Source organism: Longitalea luteola, assembly GCF_017356035.1.
GTDB lineage: Bacteria > Bacteroidota > Bacteroidia > Chitinophagales > Chitinophagaceae > Niastella > Niastella luteola.
Window position 1 is genome coordinate 121,890 of the sequence record NZ_JAFIQX010000014.1, and the last position, 23,798, is coordinate 145,687.

General features: G+C 46.0%; 21 protein-coding genes. 6 read left to right on the forward strand and 15 right to left on the reverse strand.

The features are described 5' to 3' along the window. Positions 1-244 precede the first annotated feature (244 nt). From JUB15_RS25690 to guaB, 6 genes are all read right to left on the reverse strand, one after another. Positions 245-664 (reverse strand): hypothetical protein, encoded by a 420-nt coding sequence (locus tag JUB15_RS25690; RefSeq protein ID WP_207515527.1) that lies wholly within the window; start codon positions 662-664, stop codon positions 245-247. Between the two features lie 271 nt (positions 665-935). Next, entirely contained in the window at positions 936-1,688 is a 753-nt protein-coding gene (locus JUB15_RS25695) for an SDR family NAD(P)-dependent oxidoreductase (protein WP_207515528.1), read from the reverse strand. A gap of 177 nt (positions 1,689-1,865) precedes the next feature. After that, complete coding sequence (locus tag JUB15_RS25700) at positions 1,866-4,499, reverse strand: PKD domain-containing protein (RefSeq protein ID WP_207515529.1); 2,634 nt, start codon at positions 4,497-4,499, stop codon at positions 1,866-1,868. Positions 4,500-4,525: 26 nt separating this feature from the next. Further along, positions 4,526-5,335, reverse strand: a complete 810-nt coding sequence (locus JUB15_RS25705) for an alpha/beta fold hydrolase (protein ID WP_207515530.1) — start codon at positions 5,333-5,335, stop codon at positions 4,526-4,528. A 12-nt stretch (positions 5,336-5,347) separates the two neighbouring features. After that, on the reverse strand, positions 5,348-6,577 hold the full coding sequence (locus JUB15_RS25710; RefSeq protein ID WP_207515531.1) for an Lnb N-terminal periplasmic domain-containing protein: 1,230 nt from the start codon (positions 6,575-6,577) through the stop codon (positions 5,348-5,350). Positions 6,578-6,711: 134 nt separating this feature from the next. Further along, positions 6,712-8,214, reverse strand: coding sequence for an IMP dehydrogenase (gene guaB, locus JUB15_RS25715; protein WP_242696516.1), 1,503 nt, complete (start codon positions 8,212-8,214; stop codon positions 6,712-6,714). A 108-nt stretch (positions 8,215-8,322) separates the two neighbouring features. Between guaB and JUB15_RS25720 the strand changes: the two genes are divergently transcribed. Beyond that, positions 8,323-9,072 carry an XRE family transcriptional regulator gene (locus tag JUB15_RS25720; RefSeq protein WP_207515532.1) on the forward strand — a complete coding sequence of 250 codons (750 nt, stop codon included), beginning with the start codon at positions 8,323-8,325 and terminating at the stop codon, positions 9,070-9,072. A gap of 513 nt (positions 9,073-9,585) precedes the next feature. Here the strand turns inward: JUB15_RS25720 and JUB15_RS25725 are convergent. After that, positions 9,586-9,774 (reverse strand): hypothetical protein, encoded by a 189-nt coding sequence (locus JUB15_RS25725; RefSeq protein WP_207515533.1) that lies wholly within the window; start codon positions 9,772-9,774, stop codon positions 9,586-9,588. Between the two features lie 40 nt (positions 9,775-9,814). Here JUB15_RS25725 and JUB15_RS25730 point away from each other — a divergent pair, with 40 nt between their 5' ends. Then, positions 9,815-12,319: a DUF5916 domain-containing protein gene (locus JUB15_RS25730; RefSeq protein ID WP_207515534.1), complete on the forward strand. Its 2,505-nt coding sequence runs from the start codon at positions 9,815-9,817 to the stop codon at positions 12,317-12,319. Between the two features lie 88 nt (positions 12,320-12,407). Here the strand turns inward: JUB15_RS25730 and JUB15_RS25735 are convergent, their stop codons facing one another. The 3 genes from JUB15_RS25735 to JUB15_RS25745 all read right to left on the reverse strand — a co-directional run bounded on the left by JUB15_RS25735 (position 12,408) and on the right by JUB15_RS25745 (position 14,961). Continuing rightward, a complete protein-coding gene (locus tag JUB15_RS25735; RefSeq protein ID WP_207515535.1) occupies positions 12,408-13,331 on the reverse strand; it encodes a histone deacetylase family protein in 924 nt (307 codons plus the stop codon). After that, the gene (gene pdeM, locus JUB15_RS25740; protein WP_207515536.1) at positions 13,328-13,984 is read right to left on the reverse strand and encodes a ligase-associated DNA damage response endonuclease PdeM; all 657 of its coding nucleotides are present in this window, start codon (positions 13,982-13,984) and stop codon (positions 13,328-13,330) included. Before pdeM ends, JUB15_RS25735 begins: the two co-directional genes overlap by 4 nt. A gap of 317 nt (positions 13,985-14,301) precedes the next feature. Further along, positions 14,302-14,961, reverse strand: a complete 660-nt coding sequence (locus tag JUB15_RS25745) for a response regulator transcription factor (protein WP_081149760.1) — start codon at positions 14,959-14,961, stop codon at positions 14,302-14,304. A gap of 910 nt (positions 14,962-15,871) precedes the next feature. Here JUB15_RS25745 and JUB15_RS25750 point away from each other — a divergent pair. The 4 genes from JUB15_RS25750 (at position 15,872) to JUB15_RS25765 (ending at position 19,482) form a co-directional block, all read left to right on the forward strand. Beyond that, on the forward strand, positions 15,872-16,264 hold the full coding sequence (locus tag JUB15_RS25750; protein ID WP_207515537.1) for a hypothetical protein: 393 nt from the start codon (positions 15,872-15,874) through the stop codon (positions 16,262-16,264). A gap of 735 nt (positions 16,265-16,999) precedes the next feature. After that, positions 17,000-17,845, forward strand: a complete 846-nt coding sequence (locus JUB15_RS25755; protein ID WP_207515538.1) for a sensor histidine kinase — start codon at positions 17,000-17,002, stop codon at positions 17,843-17,845. A gap of 143 nt (positions 17,846-17,988) precedes the next feature. After that, a complete protein-coding gene (locus tag JUB15_RS25760; RefSeq protein ID WP_014221254.1) occupies positions 17,989-18,645 on the forward strand; it encodes a response regulator transcription factor in 657 nt (218 codons plus the stop codon). A gap of 102 nt (positions 18,646-18,747) precedes the next feature. Beyond that, positions 18,748-19,482: a hypothetical protein gene (locus JUB15_RS25765; RefSeq protein WP_207515539.1), complete on the forward strand. Its 735-nt coding sequence runs from the start codon at positions 18,748-18,750 to the stop codon at positions 19,480-19,482. A 36-nt stretch (positions 19,483-19,518) separates the two neighbouring features. Here JUB15_RS25765 and JUB15_RS25770 read toward each other — a convergent pair whose 3' ends face one another. The 5 genes from JUB15_RS25770 to coaBC all read right to left on the reverse strand — a co-directional run bounded on the left by JUB15_RS25770 (position 19,519) and on the right by coaBC (position 23,723). Further along, on the reverse strand, positions 19,519-20,181 hold the full coding sequence (locus JUB15_RS25770) for a 3-oxoacid CoA-transferase subunit B (protein ID WP_207515540.1): 663 nt from the start codon (positions 20,179-20,181) through the stop codon (positions 19,519-19,521). Between the two features lie 109 nt (positions 20,182-20,290). Continuing rightward, positions 20,291-20,992: a CoA transferase subunit A gene (locus tag JUB15_RS25775; RefSeq protein WP_207515541.1), complete on the reverse strand. Its 702-nt coding sequence runs from the start codon at positions 20,990-20,992 to the stop codon at positions 20,291-20,293. A gap of 64 nt (positions 20,993-21,056) precedes the next feature. Beyond that, the gene (locus JUB15_RS25780) at positions 21,057-21,611 is read right to left on the reverse strand and encodes a DUF4296 domain-containing protein (protein ID WP_207515542.1); all 555 of its coding nucleotides are present in this window, start codon (positions 21,609-21,611) and stop codon (positions 21,057-21,059) included. Next, the gene (porD, locus tag JUB15_RS25785; RefSeq protein ID WP_207515543.1) at positions 21,608-22,534 is read right to left on the reverse strand and encodes a type IX secretion system protein PorD; all 927 of its coding nucleotides are present in this window, start codon (positions 22,532-22,534) and stop codon (positions 21,608-21,610) included. The genes JUB15_RS25780 and porD overlap by 4 nt, the downstream gene beginning before the upstream one ends. Continuing rightward, on the reverse strand, positions 22,527-23,723 hold the full coding sequence (gene coaBC, locus JUB15_RS25790; protein ID WP_207515544.1) for a bifunctional phosphopantothenoylcysteine decarboxylase/phosphopantothenate--cysteine ligase CoaBC: 1,197 nt from the start codon (positions 23,721-23,723) through the stop codon (positions 22,527-22,529). Before coaBC ends, porD begins: the two co-directional genes overlap by 8 nt. Positions 23,724-23,798 lie beyond the last annotated feature (75 nt).

The following is a 23,798-nucleotide window of genomic DNA, read 5'->3' on the forward strand; positions in this document are numbered from 1 at the left end:
TAACGCTTAACGCAAAACGCATAAACAATAAAAAACGAGCCGGCTTTCTAAAGCCGGTTCTTTTTTTATTCTATGGGTAGTGGATGGAGTGGATGGTGAATCGTCAATCGTCAATCGTGAGTTACTCGCATATTGTGACTTCCGGCTTCGGACTTCTGACCTCCGACTTCCGACTTCCTGCTTCTGACAAAAAAAAGAGCCACACTTTTAAAATGTAGCTCCTATAAAAATGTAAACCTATTAATTAATTGTTCTTCGCTGTAGGCTCCGGCTTTTTCATCAACATAACGTAACCGCAAAGGTTCTTTTTCTTCTTATTCACCTGTACCGGTTTTATCATGTGGTATTCACTGAACTGCGGCGTATAGGTATAACTGATAACATTCCCGTCTACATCGCCCCATTGGTGTCTTTTGTATACTACCTGGCGTTCGTTCCAGTCGTACATCCGTACCTCGTATAATTTTGAAGAGGGATCACCAATAAAAACAAATTGATATACGGTACCAGCCTGCATTGGTAAAACTACGGGCATTTCATACTCACTCTCCATTTGTACAGATGCTTCGCGAAGTAGTACATATCCCTGATCAACACTTGCTTTTTTTATGCTGTCAACTGTTTGCTGGTAAGGATTGCCTTCACATTTTTGAAGTTTGATCACATCATTTTGAGCCCGTAGAGAAGGGGAAAGTAGTATACAAAGACATGCTAAGATGCATACGCACAGGGTTTTGCACATAGTAATTGGTTTTAAAGCAGGATTTTGGATGCAGTCGCAGTATAAAGCTACACAAATTGCGGGAACGGTACAAGCAGCACGGTCAACATTTCAAATATTCTAAATGAATTATGTATCGCTGGATAAATTTTTCATTAAAGTTTAATGTACACAACAGCAAATTCCCGCACATGAAAAGTTTTTCCGCGTAAAACTACTTATGCAAATAGAATGAATTTGCCTGTGCGAGGCAGGTGAGCACCAGGTCATTGATACATACATGTGGCGGCAAAGTACTGGTGTAATAAACGACATCGGCGACATCAGCAGCAGAAAGCGGCTGATAACCGTCATATATTTTTTCGGCAGCGGCTGCATTGCCTTTGAACCGCACCATCGAGAATTCAGTTTCTGCAGCACCGGGATGAATGGCGGTAACTTTGATCTTGTGACGCAACAGATCAACCCGCATTGACTGGGAAAGCGCATCCAATGCATATTTGGAAGCACAGTACCCGTTGCCCTTTTCATAAACTTCCTTCCCGGCAATAGAACCCATGTTAATGATATGCCCCTGTTTCCTGGCGATCATGGCCGGGATAACAGCTTTTGTTACATACATCACCCCTTTTACATTGGTATCGATCATGATCTCCCAGTCTTCCGTTTCAGCATCTTCAAAATAATCGCGGCCAAGGGCAAGCCCCGCATTATTAATTAGAACATCAATGTTTTTAAGATCAGCAGGTAATTGTTCTATAGCAGCGAAAACAGCGTCACGGTCACGAACATCGAAAACCAGCGGATGCACTTTTATCTGATAAGATGAAGTTAACTGCTGTGAAAGCTCATTGAGCCGATCGGCGCGGCGGCCGGTAATGATTACGTTGTGATTATTAGCTGCAAATCTTTCTGCCATTGCTTTGCCAAATCCCGAAGTAGCGCCGGTAATGAGTACTGTTTTCATGGAACCTTTGTTGATTAGGCTGCAAATGTAGCTAAAGTACGCTATTGTGAGTGGTGAATGGTGAATGGTGAGTGGTGAGTAGCTCGCTAATTATAAAGATCCGAACTTGCGCCGCTAAATTTTGCCAACTGTGAACTATGAACTGTGAACTATGAACTGTAAACTGTAAACTGTGAACTATCTTATTAGAACAGCAGTTCCTTTTCGGATCACCACTTTACCGGTATAATCGGTGCCGCGGGCCATCCACACATAGGTGCCGGTGGCTTGCGGCCTGCCTCCGATAGTGCCATCCCAACCCGATTCAGGAGAATAACCTCTGTACACCATTTGTCCCCACCGGTTGTAAACACAGAAATAATCAAGTGTGGCAATACCCACCGGTATCGGCCGCAATACATTGTTGCGGCTGCCGCCCGGCCGGAAGGCATTGGGCACAAAGATATCAGGCGCTGTTTTGAATACTTTGATATTGATGGTGTCCAGATCAAAGCAGCCTTCCGCCGTATAAGCCCTTAGCTGGTAAGAAAAATTTTCATTGAGCATGGCAACGGGATTGGCAATATCGTTCCGGCTGAGGTGTAACGGTGGCTGCCATTCGTAAAAATCAGAACCCCTGCCATTCAGCAACAAGGGCTGTCCAACAACAATTGAAGTATCATTACCGGCAAAAGCGAAGATCTCATCCTTTACATTCACGATAACGGTATCCCTGCCAGGCTTCGGGCAACCGAGCGTATCATAAACCGTAAGCACATACGGCGTTGTTCTGAGCGGCCAGGCGAGGGTATTCAGATCATTGGGATCACGCAAAGTGCTCACGGGGGTCCACATGAACCGGTACCCTATCATGCTGCCATGTAAAGTTGCAGTATCTTCATAACAAATTAGCGTATCGGCCCCTGCCCTCGCTGTAGGATACGGTATGGTACGAATGTTCAAGGCATCTTCTGCCCAGCATTTGCCAATATGCGCCACAACATGATAGGTAGTATTGCCATCAGGTTTTACGAAAGGTTGTTTTACTGCGGGATTACTCATGTATCCGGTGGCAGGATTGGCTGTCCACTCAAACTTTAAACCATCGGTTTGCGGGTTTAACCGGATCGTATCCGTTAAACAAATGGTGCTGTCGGCGCCGGCATTCAGGGTTACAAAATCAACTACGCGAACACGCACATTATCGGTATTCACACAACCATTTTCGTTTAAGGTGACAGTATAAGTAGTGGTGGTTTCAGGCCATACCGATGGTGTGGCCGTATTTGCATCGAGGATATTATATGATGGTGACCAGGAAAAAATACCATTGCCACCGGCATTGAGCTTCAAAGTATCGATGCTACAGATCAACGTATCCCTGAATGCCAGGGCAATCGGCGGCTTTTCGCGTACATCGGCCGTTGCCGTGACCGTTCCCACACAACCTTTATCACTTTCTACGGTAAGCGTTACCGTTTTTAACCCTGTCGTGTTAAATTTCCAGCTGGCATTTTGCGCAGTAGAGACATCGGCACTGGTAGTTTCATCACCAAAATCCCAATTCCATTTGGCCGGGGCGCCGTACCTGGAAGTAGTCTGATCAAAGAACTGCAAAGGCAGCAGCACACAGGTTCCCTGCACTTTGATGGCTGGATAAAAACCTGGATACACTTTAGCCAGCGTCACGGTTTCATCTTCACACTGCCCTGCCAGCACCACTTTCACTTTAACGGTGTAAGTACCTGTATCGGCAAACTGGTGCTGCACGCGGCCTTCAATATCGGTAGTGGTTACCGGGGGCGTACCATCGCCAAAATCCCAGGTATATACAGAACCGGCGGGGTTCACCTGTTCATTTCTGAACGTTACCAGAAAATCGTCGCAGTAGGAATAATTGGGCTTTAGCAATGCTTGCAGCGGAATGCAATCCGACACTTTAACATGCACATCTTTTCGATGGATGTTGATCAGTGCGCCCTGCCTGTATTCATAAGCGCATACCGTAATTACATATTGGCCGATGGTTGTTGGCGCTATTCCGCTGATAAGCCCTGTTTTGGGATCAATACTTACCTGACCGCCAAGTGGACCATTGCCGCCATAAGGCGACCGGTAATTCAAATTTGTGTAAGGTGGTGAAGATGCTGAAACCGGACTGGGCCTGTCGGTATTGGCGCCCACAAAACCACTGCAAAAACTATAAGTTACCGAATCGGTACCATCAGGTTCGGTAGCGGCAAAACTCAGCGTAAAATTGCTGCCGCGGCAAATAGCGGTGGCATCGTTGGGCAGGAAGCGGGGGCTTGAATTTTTGTACGCTTCAGGTAAACTGTTGGTGCCTGGTATCTCGCACATGTAAGTGGCCCCAACCGCATTACTCCGTGGCACCAGGTTAATGATATTATCGATACGGCAACAGCGCTGGTATGCGATGGTATAGCCGTTGGCGTTTATTGGCAACTCAATGACCGTGGAAAATGAACGTACCCGGTAACATACATCGGTTGGCGCATTGCTGATACAGGGGTTGGAAGCGGGATCGAACCGGAGGAACTGATCGCCTGTGGTAGGCGCATCGAACGGACTGCCGGGAACCTGCAGGAGACTGTTCTTGTCAAAAACGGTAAGATTGATCCTGGTGTCAAGCTGTCCGGCGCTATTGGCGTTACAGTCGATATACAATTTCAAAGTGACCCGGTATCGAGAGGTACTGGCCATGGATCCCGGCCCGAGGTATTCATAATACATTTCCCCTCCCTTAATGTGCTCGGCAAACAGGGACTGGATCGATCCAATTAATAACAAAGCTATCGCTAGAGCTTTCCTCATTCAACTGGTACACAAAGCGGTTTACGTTATACAAATTGGCCATGCATTAAAAACTCTTCAAGAAAAACATTACTTAGTTCAGGTTCTTCCCACATTCCCATATGCCCCGAATGCTCAAGTGTATGAATGTAGGACAATCCCGGCATATAACTCTGTTGCATTCCCTGTTCATAAGGCACTGCAGTATCATGTTTTCCCATTATGAACAAAACAGGGCCCGAAAAGTTCTTTAACACCTGCGTTCTATCTGGGCGCACCATCATGGCCTGGTAATAATTTACGAGTGACTGGCCAACAAAGTTGGTATAACGGGCAAGTATTTTCTGCACCAATTCTGGCTGACGCTTTTTCGTTATTTCTGAAAAAAGATTCGGGATCGATTGCTCTAAAAATTTAGCAGCGCCATTTTGCTGAATGAACTCAATGCCTCGGCGGCGTGCGGTCTTCTTTTCTTCGCTATCGGCAAAAGCAGTAGAGTGAAATAAGCCAAATGAATGTAGCCTGTCGGGGTATTGTTCGGCAAATGCCAGCGTAATATAGCCGCCCATACTATGGCCTATCATGCTGGTTTTTGTAATATTTTCCTTATCGAGTATGCTGCGAATACATTCAGCAAAATATTCCATCGACCAGTCAGCCCCGTTCATCGGTGATTGTCCGCTTCCCGGCAGGTCGGGTATAATGAGCTGAAATTTACTTTTCAGGTATTCCACCTGGTTTTCCCAAACAGTACCGTCTTCAGAAAAACCATGAATAAGTACGACAGGTTGTCCGCTTCCTTCCTTCCGGTAAAAGACCGGCTTGCCATCAAAAAGAATATTATTGTCTATTGCCATTATCTGAAGGTACTACAATTCAATATTTATAGTTTTTGAACTCATAAATATGTTTGTGGTATGGCTGGGCTTACGCTGTTTCACAGGCAAATTGCCCCGGAAATAGCTGCGCATTAAAATGATGCCCAGCAATGGCAGTACAGCAGAATTTATCTGTTGCGGAATAAAAAACCAGCAGAGTGTAAATAAAAGGGTGATGCCAAACACCACGCGGAAATAGGTTTGCAACCACTTTCTATTAAAATACACAACAAAGGCAATAAAGAAATGCGTTGGCAGCGCCCAGATCACATTGAAATTATCGCGGCAAACCGTGTCTACCCGTATAACCCACAGGGTTAAGATCAATGATCCGATAATGCCCACAAACAAAAAGAATACAGCGTCGAAGACATTTAAGATCCGGCGGGCCCATTTATTGTTCAGTGCGCTGAACGATAACAAACCGACAACGGTAAAGATCATGGAAAATAAAAAGAGCGGCGTCAGAAAAGTAACTGCTGGTGCAATTGGAGGCAATTGAAGCGCGTACTGGTAACGTTTGGCCAGCGGATGGCCATCGGCAGTAGCGGCGTCAAACCCTTTCATCAGGTAATCAGGCAGGAACATGGCCTGCTCATTGGTTACCTTTTCATCGAGATTATTACCCAATGCCATATCAATACCAAACTTGCTCCAATCCTGGTTGGCTTTATCGAGGTAGGTATGTATCAGGTTGCGGTAGGTAGGCCTTTTCTCAGGTAAAATATTATTGAATACAATCTGGGCACCTGTTTTTTGCGCGATCATATCGCGGGCGCGGGTAGTGCAGTTGTCGGTATGAAAATAATAATTGTAATACCGGTTCTCTTCCTTTGCATTTTCCTGCAGGGCGGTATTCAGGCGTTGCTTTTGTTCACCTGTCAACACCAGTTCCTGTTCTATAACACTGCGTTGTTCATAACTGTATTCGCGCAAAAAATCCTGGTACGAATAATTTGACAGTGCATACAGCATGATGCCTCTGGTAAACTTCAGATAGAAATTGGGATCACGGTCATCGAATGTTCCATAATTATATACCATATCAACTCCGTTGGCGCTGTCTCTGACCCGGATGGCGGTATGCCCGAATGTTGAATATAATTCTGCGCCCGGACTGCAGGTAAGTAAGCTGATGCGCAAATGACTTGAATCAGGCTGGGCAACGGCTTGCATACACAGGAGCAGCAAAAGAAATGGTAATAATCTACGGAGCTTCATCAGGAAGATTTTAATCTGTTACAAGTTTCAAGGTACAGGTTACAGGTTGGGAACCCGTGTAACCTGTAACTTGTAACATGCAACGCATATTTTTGAATGGCTGCCCACATACAGCTCTCAAACATCAAACCCCATTACCGTCTACTATAGTTTGGTGCTTCTCTCGTGATCTCGATATCATGCGCATGGCTTTCTTTCATGCCGGCATTGGTAATGCGAACGAACTGTGCATCCTGCAACGCTTCAATATCTTTTGCACCGCAGTAGCCCATACCCGATCTGAGGCCTCCCACATATTGATAAACGATCTCGCTCAAATTTCCTTTAAAGGCCACGCGGCCTTCAATACCTTCCGGAACATATTTCTTGATATCCGCTTCCACATCCTGGAAATACCGGTCACCACTACCCTGGCTCATAGCACCCAGCGATCCCATGCCCCGGTATTGCTTGAATTTTCTGCCCTCGTAAATAATGGTTTCACCAGGACTTTCTTCCGTTCCGGCAAAAATACTTCCCATCATTACCAGGTTGGCGCCGGCGGCCAGCGCTTTCACCATATCACCGGTGTACCTGATACCGCCATCGGCAATTAACGGAATGCCCATTTTATGCAATACCGAAGCGGCTTCCATAATGGCCGTTATTTGCGGAACACCGGCGCCGGCAACGATACGGGTGGTACAAATAGAGCCGGGCCCAATACCTACTTTAACGGCATCGGCGCCAGCTTCTGCCAATGCTTTGGCGCCAGCTGCGGTTCCCACATTACCAGAGATCACCTGCAGTTTTTTAAAGTTCTTTTTCAGCGTTTTCAGCGCATCGATAACACCTTTGCTATGTCCATGCGCACTGTCTAAACACACTACATCTACGCCTATTTGCTGCAGGGCGGCGGCACGGTCGAGCAGATCGCGGGTAATCCCCAGCGCTGCGCCCACCAGTAAACGGCCGTAAGCGTCTTTCACTGCATTAGGAAAGTCCTGCACCTGCAGAATATCCCGGTAGGTGATCAACCCAAACAAGGTACCGTCTTTTTTAATGACCGGTAATTTTTCGATTTTATATTGCTGTAAAATTTTCTCAGCTTTTTTCATCGTTGTGCCTTCAGGGGCAGTCACGAGGTTGTCGCGGGTCATTACCTCGCTGACAATACGCTTGCTGTCGGTTTCAAAACGCAGATCCCGATTGGTTAAAATGCCAACCAGCTTTTTATTATTATCAACGATGGGAATGCCGCCGATGCGGTTCTCTTTCATCAAACGTTGCGCGTCGCCAATGGTAGCTTCTTCATGCAGGGTAATAGGATCAAGAATGAGCCCGCTTTCACTTCTTTTAACTTTGCGCGCCTGCTCAACCTGTTTTTCAATGCTCATATTCTTGTGCAGAATACCCAATCCGCCTTCGCGGGCCAGGGCAATGGCCAGTTTGGCTTCTGTTACCGTGTCCATGGCGGCCGATAACATGGGGATGTTCAATTGAATATTTTTGGTAAGCCAGGTGCGGATGTCAACTTCCCGGGGTAAAACCTGTGAATATGCGGGAACCAATAAAACGTCGTCAAACGTTAAACCTTCACCAAAAAACTTACTTGACTGAGGGGATTTTTTCTGTGGAGCGGTAATTCTTCTTGCCATGTGCAAAGATAGGATGAGTGCCTGATACACTCCAAATGAAATTTTTATGACCGCTTTTTATGCATGATGATAAAATAATTAGTATTTTAGCGCTAAACTTATTAGTCTATGTCAACCGCCGGTAAAAATCTCAAATATCTGCGCAAACTGCGTGGGTGGACACAGGAAGAGTTTGCCACCAAATTACAGATCAAACGTTCACTGCTGGGCGCTTATGAAGAAGAGCGCGCAGAACCTCGTATCGATGTACTGGAACTGGTGGGCGAAATGTTCAAGCTTACGCTCGATGAGTTGTTGTTGAAAGACCTGGCAGATACGAAAGGGAATTACCTGGCTAAACGACGTGCGCAGAAACTGGCCGCCGGCACCAATGAAATTCAGTTTGTACCGGTAAAAGCCGCCGCCGGTTATCTGGCCGGTTATGCCGACCCTGAATTTATTGACGAACTGAATACCTTTACCCTCCCCATGCTGGCGCCGGGCCAATACCGGGCCTTTGAGATCGTCGGTGACTCCATGCTGCCCACGCCAAGCGGATCGATCATTGTAGGAGAAAAGGTTGAAGACATCAACGACGTAAAAAACAACTTCACGTATATAGTAGTATCGCGCAATGAAGGCATTGTTTACAAACGGGTGATGAAGAACAATCGCTCTAAAAACAAATACACCCTTGTAAGCGATAATCCCACCTATCAGCCTTACCAGGTAAATGGCGAAGACATTCTGGAAGTATGGAAAGCCACAATGATCATCGGAAAGGCTAACGCGCAACCTCACTGGAATGTAAACCAGCTGGCCAATGTGGTAAATACATTACAGGAACAGGTAAGCTATTTAAAGAAAAAGATCAACTAATAATTACTGGTCTTCGATGCCGGGTCTCTCATCCGGCACTACGATTCGTTCGCACATCTTATACCTGGAACAGGTAAGTATCCGTATCCCTTACCGATTACTATATCGACAGTGGCACCCCAAAGCTTCTTACTGCCGGCGAGGCATATATTGGGCAAGCAATACTACGCAAATGATCCGCCGGGCATGCTATGCCGCGGCAAGCGACCCCGCGTATATTGGCACTGCTAATAAATATTGACGGCGCCAACCTTTGTGACAAAACTGGCAACCGCACCTGGTATCCGGTAACTGGTAACTGGTAACCGGCAACTGGTAACCGGTAACTGGTAACCGGTAACTGGCAACTGGCAACCGGCAACTAGTAACCGGCAACAGGTAACACATCCGCAGCTTTTTATCCGGCATAATTGTCTTGAACTTCTTATATTGAGCGATATTTGAAAGGGTTGTCTACGCGCGACCAGACATTCCTGCCAGTAATTTGTAATACTTTCCTTTTATGGTTTATCGTTAGCCGGCATAGGCTGATCTGTCTGCAGCATTCATACCATTAATGATGGTAATGGCCCCTGCTTTCAACAAAGGCGAATATGCCTGTTGTTGAGGACGGGCACCGGCGTTGTACATACTGTACAAATGATCAGTCATGATCAGCAGGCATTTTACTAAACAGGTATTTTCTATATGATTCTTTTTCAAAAGTCAAATCCGGCTATTTTTGCCGCCCTTACAATGAGCTATGCTTAAAGGCCTGGTTGTTATATTACCGTTTCTGGCATATGCCGGGCTGCGGGCACAGCCAAAGAGCACCAGGGCCATAAAAGTTGCCCAGGCGCCCCGTATTGATGGATCATTGGATGATTCTGCCTGGCAGCATGCTCCTGCTGCCGTCCATTTCGTTACCCATACACCGGTGTATGGCAAAGCCGCCGCCGTAAGAACAGCCGTTCAGGTAGTATATGACAATACAGCCATTTATATAGGCGCCTATCTGTACGACGATCCTGCTGAAATACGGCGCCAGTACACCACCCGCGATAATGTGCAACGGACAAACGTGGATTATTTCTCGGTTTTCCTGGATACGTATAAAGACCGCCAGAATGCTTTTCAGTTCCTGGTAACGTCCCGTAACGTGCAAATGGATGCCCGGGTAAGCTCGAACTATACCGCCCATGAAGGCACTTATGGCGATGTAAGCTGGGATGCAGTATGGGAAAGTAAAGTAGGATTCAGGCCCGACGGCTGGATCGTTGAAATGCGCATTCCGCTTTTTTCCATTCGCTTCTCACGCAAATCAGCAACCGAGTGGGGCATACAGTTCATGCGCTTCAGCCGCCGTTTCAATGAAACCTCGTTCTGGAATCCTGTGAACCCGGCCGTTAGCGGCTTTGCCAACCAGTTTGGCGATATCACCGGCTTGAATGACCTGGTACCGCCCCTGCGGCTGAGCTTTTCGCCCTATATCAGCGGCGGTTACCGCCAAACCCCTTACGCAAATACTACCCAGCAATATGAAACGCTGAAGAGCGGCGGCATGGACGTTAAATATGGCATCAATGAAAGCTTTACCCTGGACGCCACGCTTATCCCTGATTTTGGCCAGGTGATCTCCGATAACGTGGTGAATAATTTAAGTCCGTTCGAGATCAGGTTCCGCGAGAACCGGCCCTTCTTTACTGAAGGCACTGAGCTGTTCAATAAAGCCGGTATTTTTTATTCGCGGCGTATTGGCAAAACACCTGACCGCTACGATTCTCTGCAGTATAAACTGGGCTCGGGTGAGCTGGATGGTTACCAGCTGTTGAAGAACCCTTCAGTCACCCGCTTATATAATGCGATGAAGTTTTCGGGCAGAACCGCCAACAACCTGGGGATCGGAATTTTTAATGCAGTGACCGAAAATGTGCGGGCGCGGCTGCGCAACAGGGATAGCGGCAACGATTCTCTTGTAACCACAGAACCGCTTGCCAATTACAATATCATTGTACTGGACCAGGCTTTGAAGAACCGCTCCTACATCACCTTTACCAACACCAACGTACTGCGTAACAGCCATGAGCGCGACGCCAATGTAACGGCCCTGGATGTTGCTTTGTATGATAAGAAGAACCGGTATGGACTGGTCATAAAACCACGCTACAGCGTGGTATATGATGTGCCCGGCCGGTACGATGGCTTTGCCAATTACCTGCAGGCAGGTAAAGTAAGCGGCAATTTACAATACACCTATACGAATGAATTGCGATCGGCCCAATATGACCCAAATGACCTGGGCTTTCAGTTATCGCCCAATGCCTTTAACAATACGGGCACCGTCAGCTATAATATTTATCAGGCTACCGGGTCGTTCCTCAACCAGCGGTATGAAATTTCTTTCAAACAGGATTACCTGTTCAAGCCTTTCCTGTATCAAAAAACTGCTTTACTGGCCTCTGCCAACTGGTTATTAAAGAATTTCTGGAGCATAATGGTCACTGCAGATATAGCGCCACGGTGGTTCAATGACTACTTTGAAATGCAAACGCCCCCGAGCCTGTTTACAACGCCGCGGCAGCCATTGAAGCGCTCCCCCTATTACAGCCTGTTCATAGACGGCAGTACCGACAATCGGAAACCACTAATAGTAAGCTGGCTGCTGGGTGGCGCCGAAGGTCCATTGCCCAATGATCCATTCTATGCCCTGCAGTGCGGTATCCATTACCGGTTCAGCGACCGGCTGATGCTGGAATTGAACTACAGGCGGCAATACGATAATGGCCAGTTCGGTTATGCTTTTATCAGGGATGCGGTTACTACTGCGCCGGTGCTGGCCCGCCGCAAATTCACCGATGTAACCACGGTATTCAGTGGTGTTTATAATTTTGCCGCCCGCATGAACCTTACCTTCAGAGCGCGCCATTACTGGAACCGCTTACAAAATACCAACCTGTACAATTTGCAAAACGATGGGTACTGGACGGCAAGAAGTGATCTGCGCCCCGTCGATTACAACGTAAATTATAATGCCTTTAACCTCGATGTTTTCTATACCTGGGATTTTCGATTAGGCAGCCGGTTAATTATTGGCTGGAAGAACTGGCTGGGTAAAGATTATGAGTTCACTATAAGCCCCAATGTGTATAAAGGCTATACACAAAACGCCGGGCAGTTGTTCAGCAATCCGCACGGCAATGAATTCACCATTCGCTTTATTTACTTTCTGAATTACCAGCAGTTGGTGAGCAGAACAAATAAACAATAGACAATATAAAAATTGCGGGAGGCATGAGGTACGGAATCTTTGCCAATTGCTAATAGTCAATTACCAATTGGCTTTCCCTTTTAGGGGGTCAGGGGGTATAGATATCTTTCGCCACCCTGAAGGTATTGCAATGCGCTTCTACAATGGTTTTAATATCGGGAGAATAACCACCACCCATAGCCACCACACAGGGGATACGCCGTTGTTTCAGCGTCGTGAACACCAGCTCATCGCGTTGCCTGCATCCCTCCATACTTATTTTCAACTTGCCAAACTTGTCGGTTGCCAGGATATCCACGCCGGACAAATAAAAAGCGAAATCGGGCTGCAATTGATCGAGCAGCGTAAGCAGGTTTGTTCGTAGTAAACTTAAATACAGGCCGTCTTCAGTGCCATCGTTCAGGGCAATATCAAGATCGCTCTTTTCTTTGTGGAAAGGATAGTTATGCGCGCCATGCATGCTGAATGTGAATACACGGCGTTCATGTTCAAATAATCTGGCAGTGCCATTTCCCTGGTGCACATCCAGATCAATGATCAGGATCTTATCCGCCAGTGCTTTCTTCAGCAGGTAATTGGCAGCCACGGCAAAATCATTTAACAGGCAAAACCCTTCTCCCCTGTCGGCAAATGCATGATGGGTGCCGCCTGCCACATTTAATGCCACTCCATGTTCAAAAGCGTAATGACAGCAATCGATTGTACCCTGGGTGATCACAAATTCCCGGCGGGTAAGCTGGGGCGATTGCGGAAAGCCGATATGCCGTTGTTCACGGGCCGATAATGTTTGCTGGTGCAGCTTCTGCACATAAACAGGATCATGCGTCCACATAACCACTTCATCGGGACAAGGTGTTGGCGCAAACAGGTTGTGCTCAGCAATGGTTCCTTCATATAACAATTGCTCAGGGATCAATTCATATTTCAGCATGGGAAACCGGTGGCCTTCCGGCAGCGGGTGGGCATAAACAGGATCAAACGCAATTTTCAATACAGGCGGTGTAGCACTCATTGCAGCTGTACGATATGGTCATTTACAATAGCAAATACATTCTCTTCCGATTCGGGCCGTACCAGGGCTATGCCTGTAAACCGGCTGAAGGCGGGCAATACACAAAATTGCCGCGCAAAATAAAAACACGGAAAACTAAGCGATTGTTTGGCGGCTCCTTTAATGCGGATCCCCGGATGAATATGGCCAGAGAAAAAGTACGCCTCTGTATCCGGAGCAGCGGCATCCATATCGTGGCGAAACCGGAAACCTCCTATTTGCAATTCATTATCGGCCACATGAATATTGCATTGCCGGTACCAGTTATCGTGCAGGATATCATGATTCCCTTTTATTAAATGAACGGGAAGATCAGGAAAATCGTGCCGCCACCGCTGGAAAAGCTCCAGCTCCTTGTTCTGGTGGCTGTGAAACAGGTCGCCCACTACGATCAATTGCCGCGGTTGAAAATATTGTAACAGGTGCACCAGCCGTTGCAGATCCTCTTTATACACGGCCTGCGGAACGGCAATACCCGATTTGCGAAAATGTCCGGTCTTCCCAAAATGCAGATCCGACACGATCAAGGCTTTCTCTTCTTCCCAAAAAACACATCGGTGAGCCGACAACCAAAGTTGCTGCTTTAATAATTTATATGAAACCGGCGCCTGCATAACTCATTCAAAAATTAATAATTCAAAACCCGGTGCAAGGTATTTCAAAATACAGCAAGTACACTTATGAAAACCGATAAAAAACCGCAAACAAGGGAATTGAAATTCGCCATTGAACCGGTTAAGGCATCGGGTTATTATTATTTGCATCCTCAAGGGCATTTGATGTCTTGAGCGATCACTTATTCAATCGTCTGGATGTAAAAAGCAGGGTGGGTTTGGTCATGTGCCATCCGGCACGGTTTGCTAAGCTTTTGAGAAAGCGGGATAAGGTGTGAGGAAGATCCGGGCTTGGGGGTTGAAGTTTAGGGAAGCTTTTAGTCGATCAGTTTATTGCGCATGCCGTACATGATCAGTCCGGCAATGGTTTTGGCCCCTACTTTTGATTTCATATTCTGGCGAATGGTTTCGATCGTACGCGGGCTCAGGAATACTTCTTTAGAAATTTCCTCGGTAGTTTTATCGGCCGCGAGCAGCTTCAGGATGCGTATTTCTTTTTCAGAAAACTTTACGGGGTTGGGGTAAAACTGCCGTACCTGTTTTTTCGTTTGCAACTTCGACAATACGGCTTTATTAACCAGATCATTAAAGTAAAAGTCATCATTCATGCAGGTAAGTATAGCCTGATAGATCTCCTCAGGATCGGAGGTTTTAGTGAGGTAAGCGTTGGCGCCCATTTCCATCATCTTGGTGATCATTTCCTGTTCGTCGTACATGGTAAGTACTACGATCTTTACATCACTGTATTCTTTTCGCAAAATACCAATAGCATTCACCCCATCCACTTCGGGCATACGAATATCCATCAGTAAAACATCCGGTTTTTTGATCTGCATTTTATGCATCAGATCTTTACCGTCTTCGGCTTCCCAAAGGATCTTTAAATACTCTTTTCCTTTCAGAGCCATCTTAATGCCGTCGCGAAATATCTTATGATCGTCGGCAAGTGCTACTTTAATAACCAGTTCAGTGCTCATAATGGGTAAGGTTGGCTTATTAATGGGTTATAAGTTGTTCCGTTTCAGGTACCATATGCCCTACCGTTTACCCCTTTCATCAAATTTTGATCGTGTCAGGGGCCCTAACCTTCAGGCAATATCGTATAAAAAAACGATTATACTCACTTTGTAAACGTTACTTTACCAGGATCAATCGAAATAGTACCAGTTATCACACGACGCTTTTACGTATTTACTGGTAATTCCCGAACGATTAAAAAAGAGCAATTCCGCTATTGCGAACAGGCAGGTGGCCTGCTATTTTTGTTCCAGAAGTTGATTGGTAAGGATGGCAACCTTAAAACATCCAATATTCTGATTACCGTCCTAAAAAATAATTTCCAACGATCTTATGAATGCCACCTGTCAAATCCAATATCAGTCAACTTCTTCTTTTGTTTTTAACATCACTTCATTCAGTCAGTTACCTCATCCTGCAGCACACGATCAAAACCCTTCGAAAACATAGTTCTGTTAATACCTGTTTACTCAGTTTGTATTTGCAATCGGTCAGCCGGTAAATAAGAAAAGGAAAAAAATTTATGCAAGAGCTGTTACAGAACTGCGCCCCGTTTTTAAGATCCACCACTACTTAAGTAAGAATACTAGACACGGTAAGCATTTTCACTTATCCACATTTGTGAACAACTACCTCCATCGAGGCGGCTCCACGAACTTTCACTATAGTAAATATACGGTAAAATGCTAGAAAAACTCCTGAATTTCCCCACGTAATATTTCTTAGTAAATCTCCCCGAAACGCAGGCCAGCAGCGCATTTGGAGCAAAAGTACTGCATTTAGTGGTGCTCGCAACCCGTTGTATATCTTTTTTTTTGGAGGTTTCTTACTAACCGGAACCACTTTTACAACCTCTAAAAACTTACTACTATGATGCAGACTGAACTCCTCACTAAAAACCGTAACATTGCGACAATTGGTGAAGAAATTACCCCTGAACAAGGCGCTGAATTTGTAAACAACTACCGTAAGGCCCATCCGAATGATGTTAAGGCTTATATCATCGGTAAAGACATTCTCACCCAGATCCTGGCTCAACCCGGTTGTGCAGGCATCCACTTCTACAATGCCGTTAACGAATTTGGCCAAAAAACCCTGGTGTATGTTGGCCTCGATCAGGATGGCAAAGAAATGGTTAACTACACAGTAGTAACCGCCAACGCAGAAATTAAAAAAGAAAAAGGTATTGTAGCCGACAGAAGCATCCCAACCCCCGGTGGTGGCGATATTTTCGGCGATGACGGCTGGTTTTATATTGATTAAGTAAACCCGAATCTCTATATTTGAGGTAAATGCCCCTGCTATAGAGAGTTTACTCTTAAATACCAGTATATATTCTTCTTTATTACCCGTAATTCTCTTTCTTGTCTTTTTAAGGCACACCAAAAGAAAGGAATTATGGGTAATCTTTATTTACTGCTTTTACTCATTTCTGAATGATATAATATTATTGAGCCTGTCGCTGAAACTCTTCCTCAGCACCTACACGCTGGTAGAGTTCTTCCTGTTTAGTTACTTTATCTGGCTCATCATAGAGAGTAAACAATTTAAAAAGATCATTGCCATAGTTTCCCTCTTGTTTATTATATTTATCTGCTATTACTTTTTTACCACAAAATGGAATGCTTTCGATTCAGTACCAGTAGCCTGTGAATCAATCCTGATTTTTACATTTTCGTTGTACTACTTATTTGAGCAAATAAACAAACCCCGGGTGCTATTCATATACAATACTTCCATGTTCTGGATAATCCTTGGATTCCTGGTGTATTTAGCCGGGTCTTTTTTTATATATACCTTTGCCGACGAAATAGACAGGCAGGATCTGGATAAATTTTGGTTTATAACTTTCATCTTTAATGCCATAAAAAATATTTTCTTTAGCATCGCTTTTTCGCGGAGAGAAGCAAAGGACAAAAGCAGTTCCGGCCTGTCCTCATATGATAATTTTTTTAAAAACCCCTATAACCCATTATAAGCTCAGCGTCTGAAATACTAATGATCCTGCTGCAGGCCAGTCACGGCACCAGTCAATTTCCCATGGTACTTTACTTTGGCACCATCGGTATGCTGGTACTTACCATTGGCCTTATCGTTTTCATTATCTTTCATCAACGCAAGGTCATCCGCTACCAGATGCAGCTGCAGCACCTGGAACAGGAACAACAGAAGATGTTGCTGAACGCTTCTATCAGGTTACAGGAAGAAGAAAGGCAGCGCATTGCCGCCGACCTGCACGACGATGCCGGCCCCTTACTGGCCACCGCCCGTTTATACCTGAACGAGAACCTGGTAAACCTCGACAAGACCACCCAGCTGCAAAGCATCTACAATGCCAAACAGATCATCGACGATACCATTCAACTGATACGCAATATTTCGCATAGCCTGATGCCCCCCACCCTTAAGAATTTCGGGTTGGAATCGGCCGTGAACGATCTTTTCCAAAAGATCAGCGGCTCGGGCAGCATGAACGCCAGCTGCCGCTTCCACGATTACCGTGAACGCCTGCACGCAGACCAGGAACTGATCATCTTCAGGGTTATACAGGAACTGGTAAACAACATTCTGAAACATAGTAATGCCAGTTTTATTCACCTTACGCAGAACCTGAGTGGTAATAAATTGTATATTCGCCTCCATCATGACGGCCGCGGAATTACCCAGGCCGATTTTGATAAACTGAATAAAAGCAATGTTGGGCTGGGGTTGAAGAATATCCAGAGCAGACTAAAGCTGCTGCATGGACGCATTTATTTCGAAAAAGATATTTCGCAAACGTATTACAAGGTTACTATCGAAATTCCCCGGCTGGAGGAAGAACCGATAGCGCCACATAAATAGCATAATGTTCATATATTGATAAGGGCTACTAACATTAATGTGGAGCGGAATAAGTGTTTATACTAACGTAAGAATGCCATACCCCCTGAATGCCTAAACACTGAAGATTTTTAGTAATTTAGTTTTGCCAATATCATAAACAGATGGGACCTATAAAAGTGGCTATTGCTGATGACCACAAGATATTCCGAAAAGGAGTTATATTGTCGTTAAGGCCTTATACAAACATTAAATTCGTACTCGAAGCAGAAAACGGTCAGGAACTGTTGGACAATTTACCAACTGCCCCTGAACAACCCGATGTTATTCTAATGGATTTACGTATGCCCCTGAAAGATGGCATCGAAACCACTAAGGTCATCGCCCGCCAATATCCTAATATTCATGTAATAGCCCTCACGATGTATGAAGATGAACGGTTTGTGAGCCATATGATGGAAATTGGCGCTAACGGCTATCTGCTCAAAAGCGCCGACCCTTCAGAGATCAAGAAGGCCATTATGGAAGTGATGAGCAAAGGCTACTACCTGAATAACTTTGTGAACAGGATCCTTTTAAAGAAATCACACGCCCGCGTAAAAGTAGTACCAAGTTTAAACAGCGAAATTACACTGAGCGATCGCGAGCGCGATGTGATCAAATACATCTGCATGGAGTTTACCGCCCATGAAATTGCACAAAAATTAGAGGTTAGTCCGCGAACTGTTGAAGCCATCAAAGACAGATTAATGGAACGCTTTGGTGCCAAGAACACGGCAGGCCTTGTTTTTTTTGCAGTTAAGAATAACCTGATTGATTAAACTCCCGGCACCTCTTTGACAAACAACTCAAAACCGCCGGCATTATGTTGATACCCTTTTTTACAGCGTTTAAAAAACACAAGCCCCCTATGAAGAACCGGTTTGGCCCTGAACTCTTTCACCATGGTAGAAACCGGTGGTATATTTATTGTCCTGCCGCTGGTAGTAATGCTGTTATCATTACTGCCTGTATGCATTCTCTTTGTTCGTAAAGCAGTTAACAATGGGCTGCTTAACGTGCTGAGGATCCTTTGCCTTTTTGTCTTCCTTCAATACCTCACGCTGTATTTTATTCAACCCCGCACACCGGCTTTACAAACCGGCTTAGCACTCGCCACCTTCACGCTTTCATTTTACCTGTTCAGGTTAATGATGCCTTCATATCGCGGTAAAGACATTATGAATATGTTGCTGGTATCGTTCCTGTCGGTTGTAATTACCATTTATGCCCTCAAAGGCATTACTGCTTACGCCGGCGTACTCACCATCATTCAGGCATCCCTGCTCACTATTCTGGCATTAGCCGTTTTATTTCACCTTATCAGTAACCGGCAAATTGCGCTGATAGATGAACCGGGCTTCTGGATCGCCGGAGGCCTTTTATCGTATTATGGAATGGTGGTTTTTATGGAAGCCCTGGCAGGTAATCGGTCAATGGGGTCGCAGCAGATACAACAGGAAAAAGACCTCATTATAACGGTGGCCGATATGTTAAGAATGGTATTTTTTATAGTGGCCGCTTCCATGGCAGGCAGAAATAACAGCGAAAATAATCATCCCGAAGAACCGCTGCCGCCCCCTAACCCAACAAGACCACCCATTAAGATTAAATACTAAGCCTGTATTTCATTAGCTAATTATCACATCAGCAAATTAGCTAATTGCCATCTCCGGTATCTCCCCTTCTATCAGCAGCTTACCCAGTGTTTTATTACGGATCTCTTCTACCGTTATACCAGGTGCGCGTTCAATAAGTTTAAACCCGCCTTCAGGTAATACATCCAGTACAGCGAGGTCTGAAACAATGCGTTTTACACATTTTACCCCGGTTAATGGCAAAGTGCAGGCAGGCAGCAGTTTCGATTCGCCTTTAGGATTGGTATGCATCATGGCCACGATGATATTTTTGGCGCTGGCCACCAAGTCCATGGCGCCGCCCATTCCTTTTACCATTTTGCCGGGTATCTTCCAGTTGGCTATGTCGCCGTTCTCCGACACTTCCATAGCGCCCAATACCGTAAGGTCAACCTTACCGGCCCGTATCATGCCAAAACTTTCAGCACTATCAAAAAAAGCGCCGCCAGGGATCACCGTTACGGTTTCTTTTCCTGCATTGATGAGATCGGCGTCCATTTCTGATTCAACCGGGTAGGGTCCCATGCCCAGTATGCCGTTCTCTGATTGCAGCATAATGGTCATACCATCGGGTATGTAATTAGCCACCAGCGTAGGAATTCCAATACCAAGATTTACGTACATGCCATCCTGTAATTCCTGGGCGATCCGTTTTGCGATACCGTATTTATCTAAAGCCATTGTTGGTTTATGGTTTGTGGTTTGTGGTTTGTGGTTTGTGGTTGCTCCCGAGATTTCAGCTTTCCCTTTCTTGTTCGTCATCTTCCATTCATTTCGCATTGTTCATTCCTCATTTCCCGTTTATCCGTACGGTTCTCTTTTCAATGCGCTTTTCATAATGGGCGCCCTGAAAAATACGATGTACATAAATGCCTGCTACATGAATGTGATCAGGATCGAGCTCTCCGGGTTCAACCAGGTGCTCTACTTCAGCAATGGTAATAGTGCCAGCTTTGGCAATAGAGGTGGAGAAATTACGGGTTGTCTTCCTGAAAACGAGATTGCCATACCGGTCTCCCTTCCAGGCTTTCACCATGGCAAAATCGGCATGCAGCGCGTACTCCATCAGGTACATCTTGTTATTGAAGGCACGCACTTCTTTTCCTATAGCTATCTCGGTGCCATAACCGGCCGGCGTATAAAAAGCAGGAATGCCCATGCCGGCCATATGTATGCGGGTAGCCAGGGTGCCCTGGGGAATAAGGTCCACTTCCAGTTCACCGCTTAACAGCTGCCGTTCAAATTCAGCATTTTCACCCACATAGGAGGCCATCATCTTTTTGATCTGGCGGGTCTTTAACAGTTGGCCGAGGCCGAAGTCATCTACGCCTGCATTATTGGAGATACAGGTGAGCTCTTTTACGCCTTTGCGTACGAGCGCAGCAATACAATTTTCAGGAATACCGCATAAGCCGAATCCGCCCAGCATAATCGTAGCATTATCCTGAACGTCGGCAATAGCTGCGTCGGCATTGGCAACAACTTTTTGCATAGCAAGCAATTTATTGATAAAAATAAGGAACTGCCTGTCAACCAGCTAATACAACCGCCGTAATTTATGATTTGGGCTTTAAATGAAACAGGCTGTCGCCCCCTTTCCTATTTTTGAGGTGCAGTCTTCTCGTCTTTTCGCGGGTAAGCGGGCCTGCCGGCAGGGGACCTGCCGGTTGTGCCTGAACGGCCTTTGGGCTATCGGCAACACTTGTACTATCGGCGGCCGGCGCTGGAGGCTGTTGCACCCTGGTTGTATCCTGCGGCTTGGGTCTATATAACTCCTCACGCTGCCGGTTGGCCTGGGTGGCCAATGAATCGAACATATTACGGGCAATATCGGGCCGGCTCATATAGAATTTATAGCTCCTGATAAACTCATCTTTTGTCACATCATGCACATCAAAGATCTGGGCGTACAGTTTAAAGGTTTCAGCCTTCAGGTCAAGGGCAGAATCCCTGACGAAAGTTTCTCTGAAACGTTCGGCCTGGATCATATCCCACAATACCTTTTGCATTTTATCCCGCGGTATTACGCCGGCAGGGATCTTGTCTTTATTTGTACAACTTACCAAACACCAGGCTATTGCGCTCAAACATACCAGTGATAACCGCCTCATTTTAACTCCTGTTTATACATATTGGAATTGGAGATATCCATCTTTTGCAACATTTCTCTTGCCTTTTGTTTGTCTTCCGGGGTGGCTTTTTTAAATATCCTGATCAATTCCTGCGATTTACCCTGGAAAAAGAACTGTACGATCATTGTATTGGGAATATCATTATTCAGGGTATTGATGAGGCTTATGGCGTTAAGTACCGCACTGCGCGCTTCGGCTTCCTTTTCATACATGTAATCCAAACCGAGGCGATAATAGCTGTAAAAGGCGTCGTGTATCAGGTTGTACCGGTTGTTGGTAAGGTTCTCTGTTAACCAGTACCGGTTACGCAAACCATCAAATGCCTTCCAGCCGCTGATATCCCTGCCTTCCGGCGCATTGTTCACAATATTCATAGCCTTCTGAAACCAGGGATCGCCGCCGCGCAAAGAGAAGGAATCGAAATCGAGGCCAATGATCACATATACATAATAGGCCAGGATGGCCGACAGGTTACTCACCATAGGATCGGAACCTGACACGCGGTTATCATTGAATTCAACATTCTGATATTCTACATATTTGAAAGTAACGTTCTCATCGAGGAAATTGATGAGCGGACTTTCGTAATTGGTATTGTATACCGGGCGGGCAGCCTGTACGGTAAGGGAAGCCTTGTACACATTACCACCCTGCGCCTCGCTCACATTCAACAAAAAATTACATACGATCTTTTCATTGGGTTGAAAAGTTTCTTTGGTCCATTTACGGTTGTTCAGGAAATTATTAAGCGCTGCCTGGCATGTTTGCATGGCTTTTTTATCGGCAGGCGTGCCCAAACGGGCTGAGTTGATGGATATGCGGGCCCTCAGTTCCTGTGCCGATAAGCAAACCGGAACTGCAACCATCAGATAAAAGATCCATACGATCGTCTTTCTACACATATAGCAGGTTTACGATTCTATCAACGATATCTTTAGCTACTTGTTGTTTGGGCTTACGCTCATACGCGGTCTCATTGCCCCCCTTCCCGAAAATAGTTACTTTATTGGTATCATAGCCAAATCCGGCGCCTTCATCATTCAGGGAGTTTAGCACAATAAGATCGGCATTTTTGGAAGCCAGCTTATCCAAAGCGTATTGCCGCTCATTGGCGGTCTCCAAAGCAAATCCCACCAGCAGCTGGCCGTTGCGCTTCACCTGGCCCAGGCTTTTGAGAATATCTTTTGTCTTGGTAAGTTCTATGGTGAGTGTACCGCTTGTTTTCTTGATCTTTTCAGGGGATGTTTCAACCGGGGTATAGTCGGCCACTGCCGCACTCATAACGGCAATGTCGGTAGAGGGGAATTCCGCCATGCAGGTATCATACATCTGGCTGGCGGTTTGCACCTTGTGAATATATATACCGGGGAAAGAAGTTTTAACAGCAGAGGGACCCAGCACCAGGTGCACTTCGGCTCCGCGGCCGGCCAGCTCCTCCGCAATGGCCAGGCCCATTTTGCCGGAAGAATGATTGCCAATAAACCGCACAGGATCAATGGGCTCGTAAGTTGGCCCGGCAGTTACCAGGGCCTTTTTACCCGCCAGGTCTTTTTTCCCGAAAAAACTGTTTTCGAGGTATTGCATAATCGCTTCCGGCTCGGCCATGCGCCCATCGCCGTATAAACCGCTGGCCAGTTCCCCTTTAGCAACAGGAATGATGCGGTTACCAAACGACTCCAGTTTTTGCAGATTTGTCTGTGTGGCCGGGTGGTGCCACATATCTTCATCCATGGCAGGCGCCACTACCACTGGGCAGGTGGCTGAGAGCCAGGTTGCCAACAGCATATTGTCGCACATGCCGTTGGCCATTTTTGCCAGGGTATTGCAGCTCAGGGGCGCCACCACCATTACATCGGCCCAGCGGCCAAGCATTACATGGTTCGACCAGGAGTCGTTGTTAGCCAGTTCAGTTATCACCGGGTTCTTTGACAAGGTAGCCAGCGTCAATGGTGAAACAAATGCCGAAGCGGCGGGCGTCATCACCACTTTTACTTCAGCGCCTGCTTTTACCAGCAGGCGAACCAAGAGAATAGATTTATAAGCAGCGATACTTCCGGTAACAGCCAGTAATATTTTTTTGTCCTGGAACATAATTGGTTAAAATTAGGTCTTTTAGGTTAAACAAGCGGGCAGCAGCCGACCCGGCTTATCAACAATAACATAAGC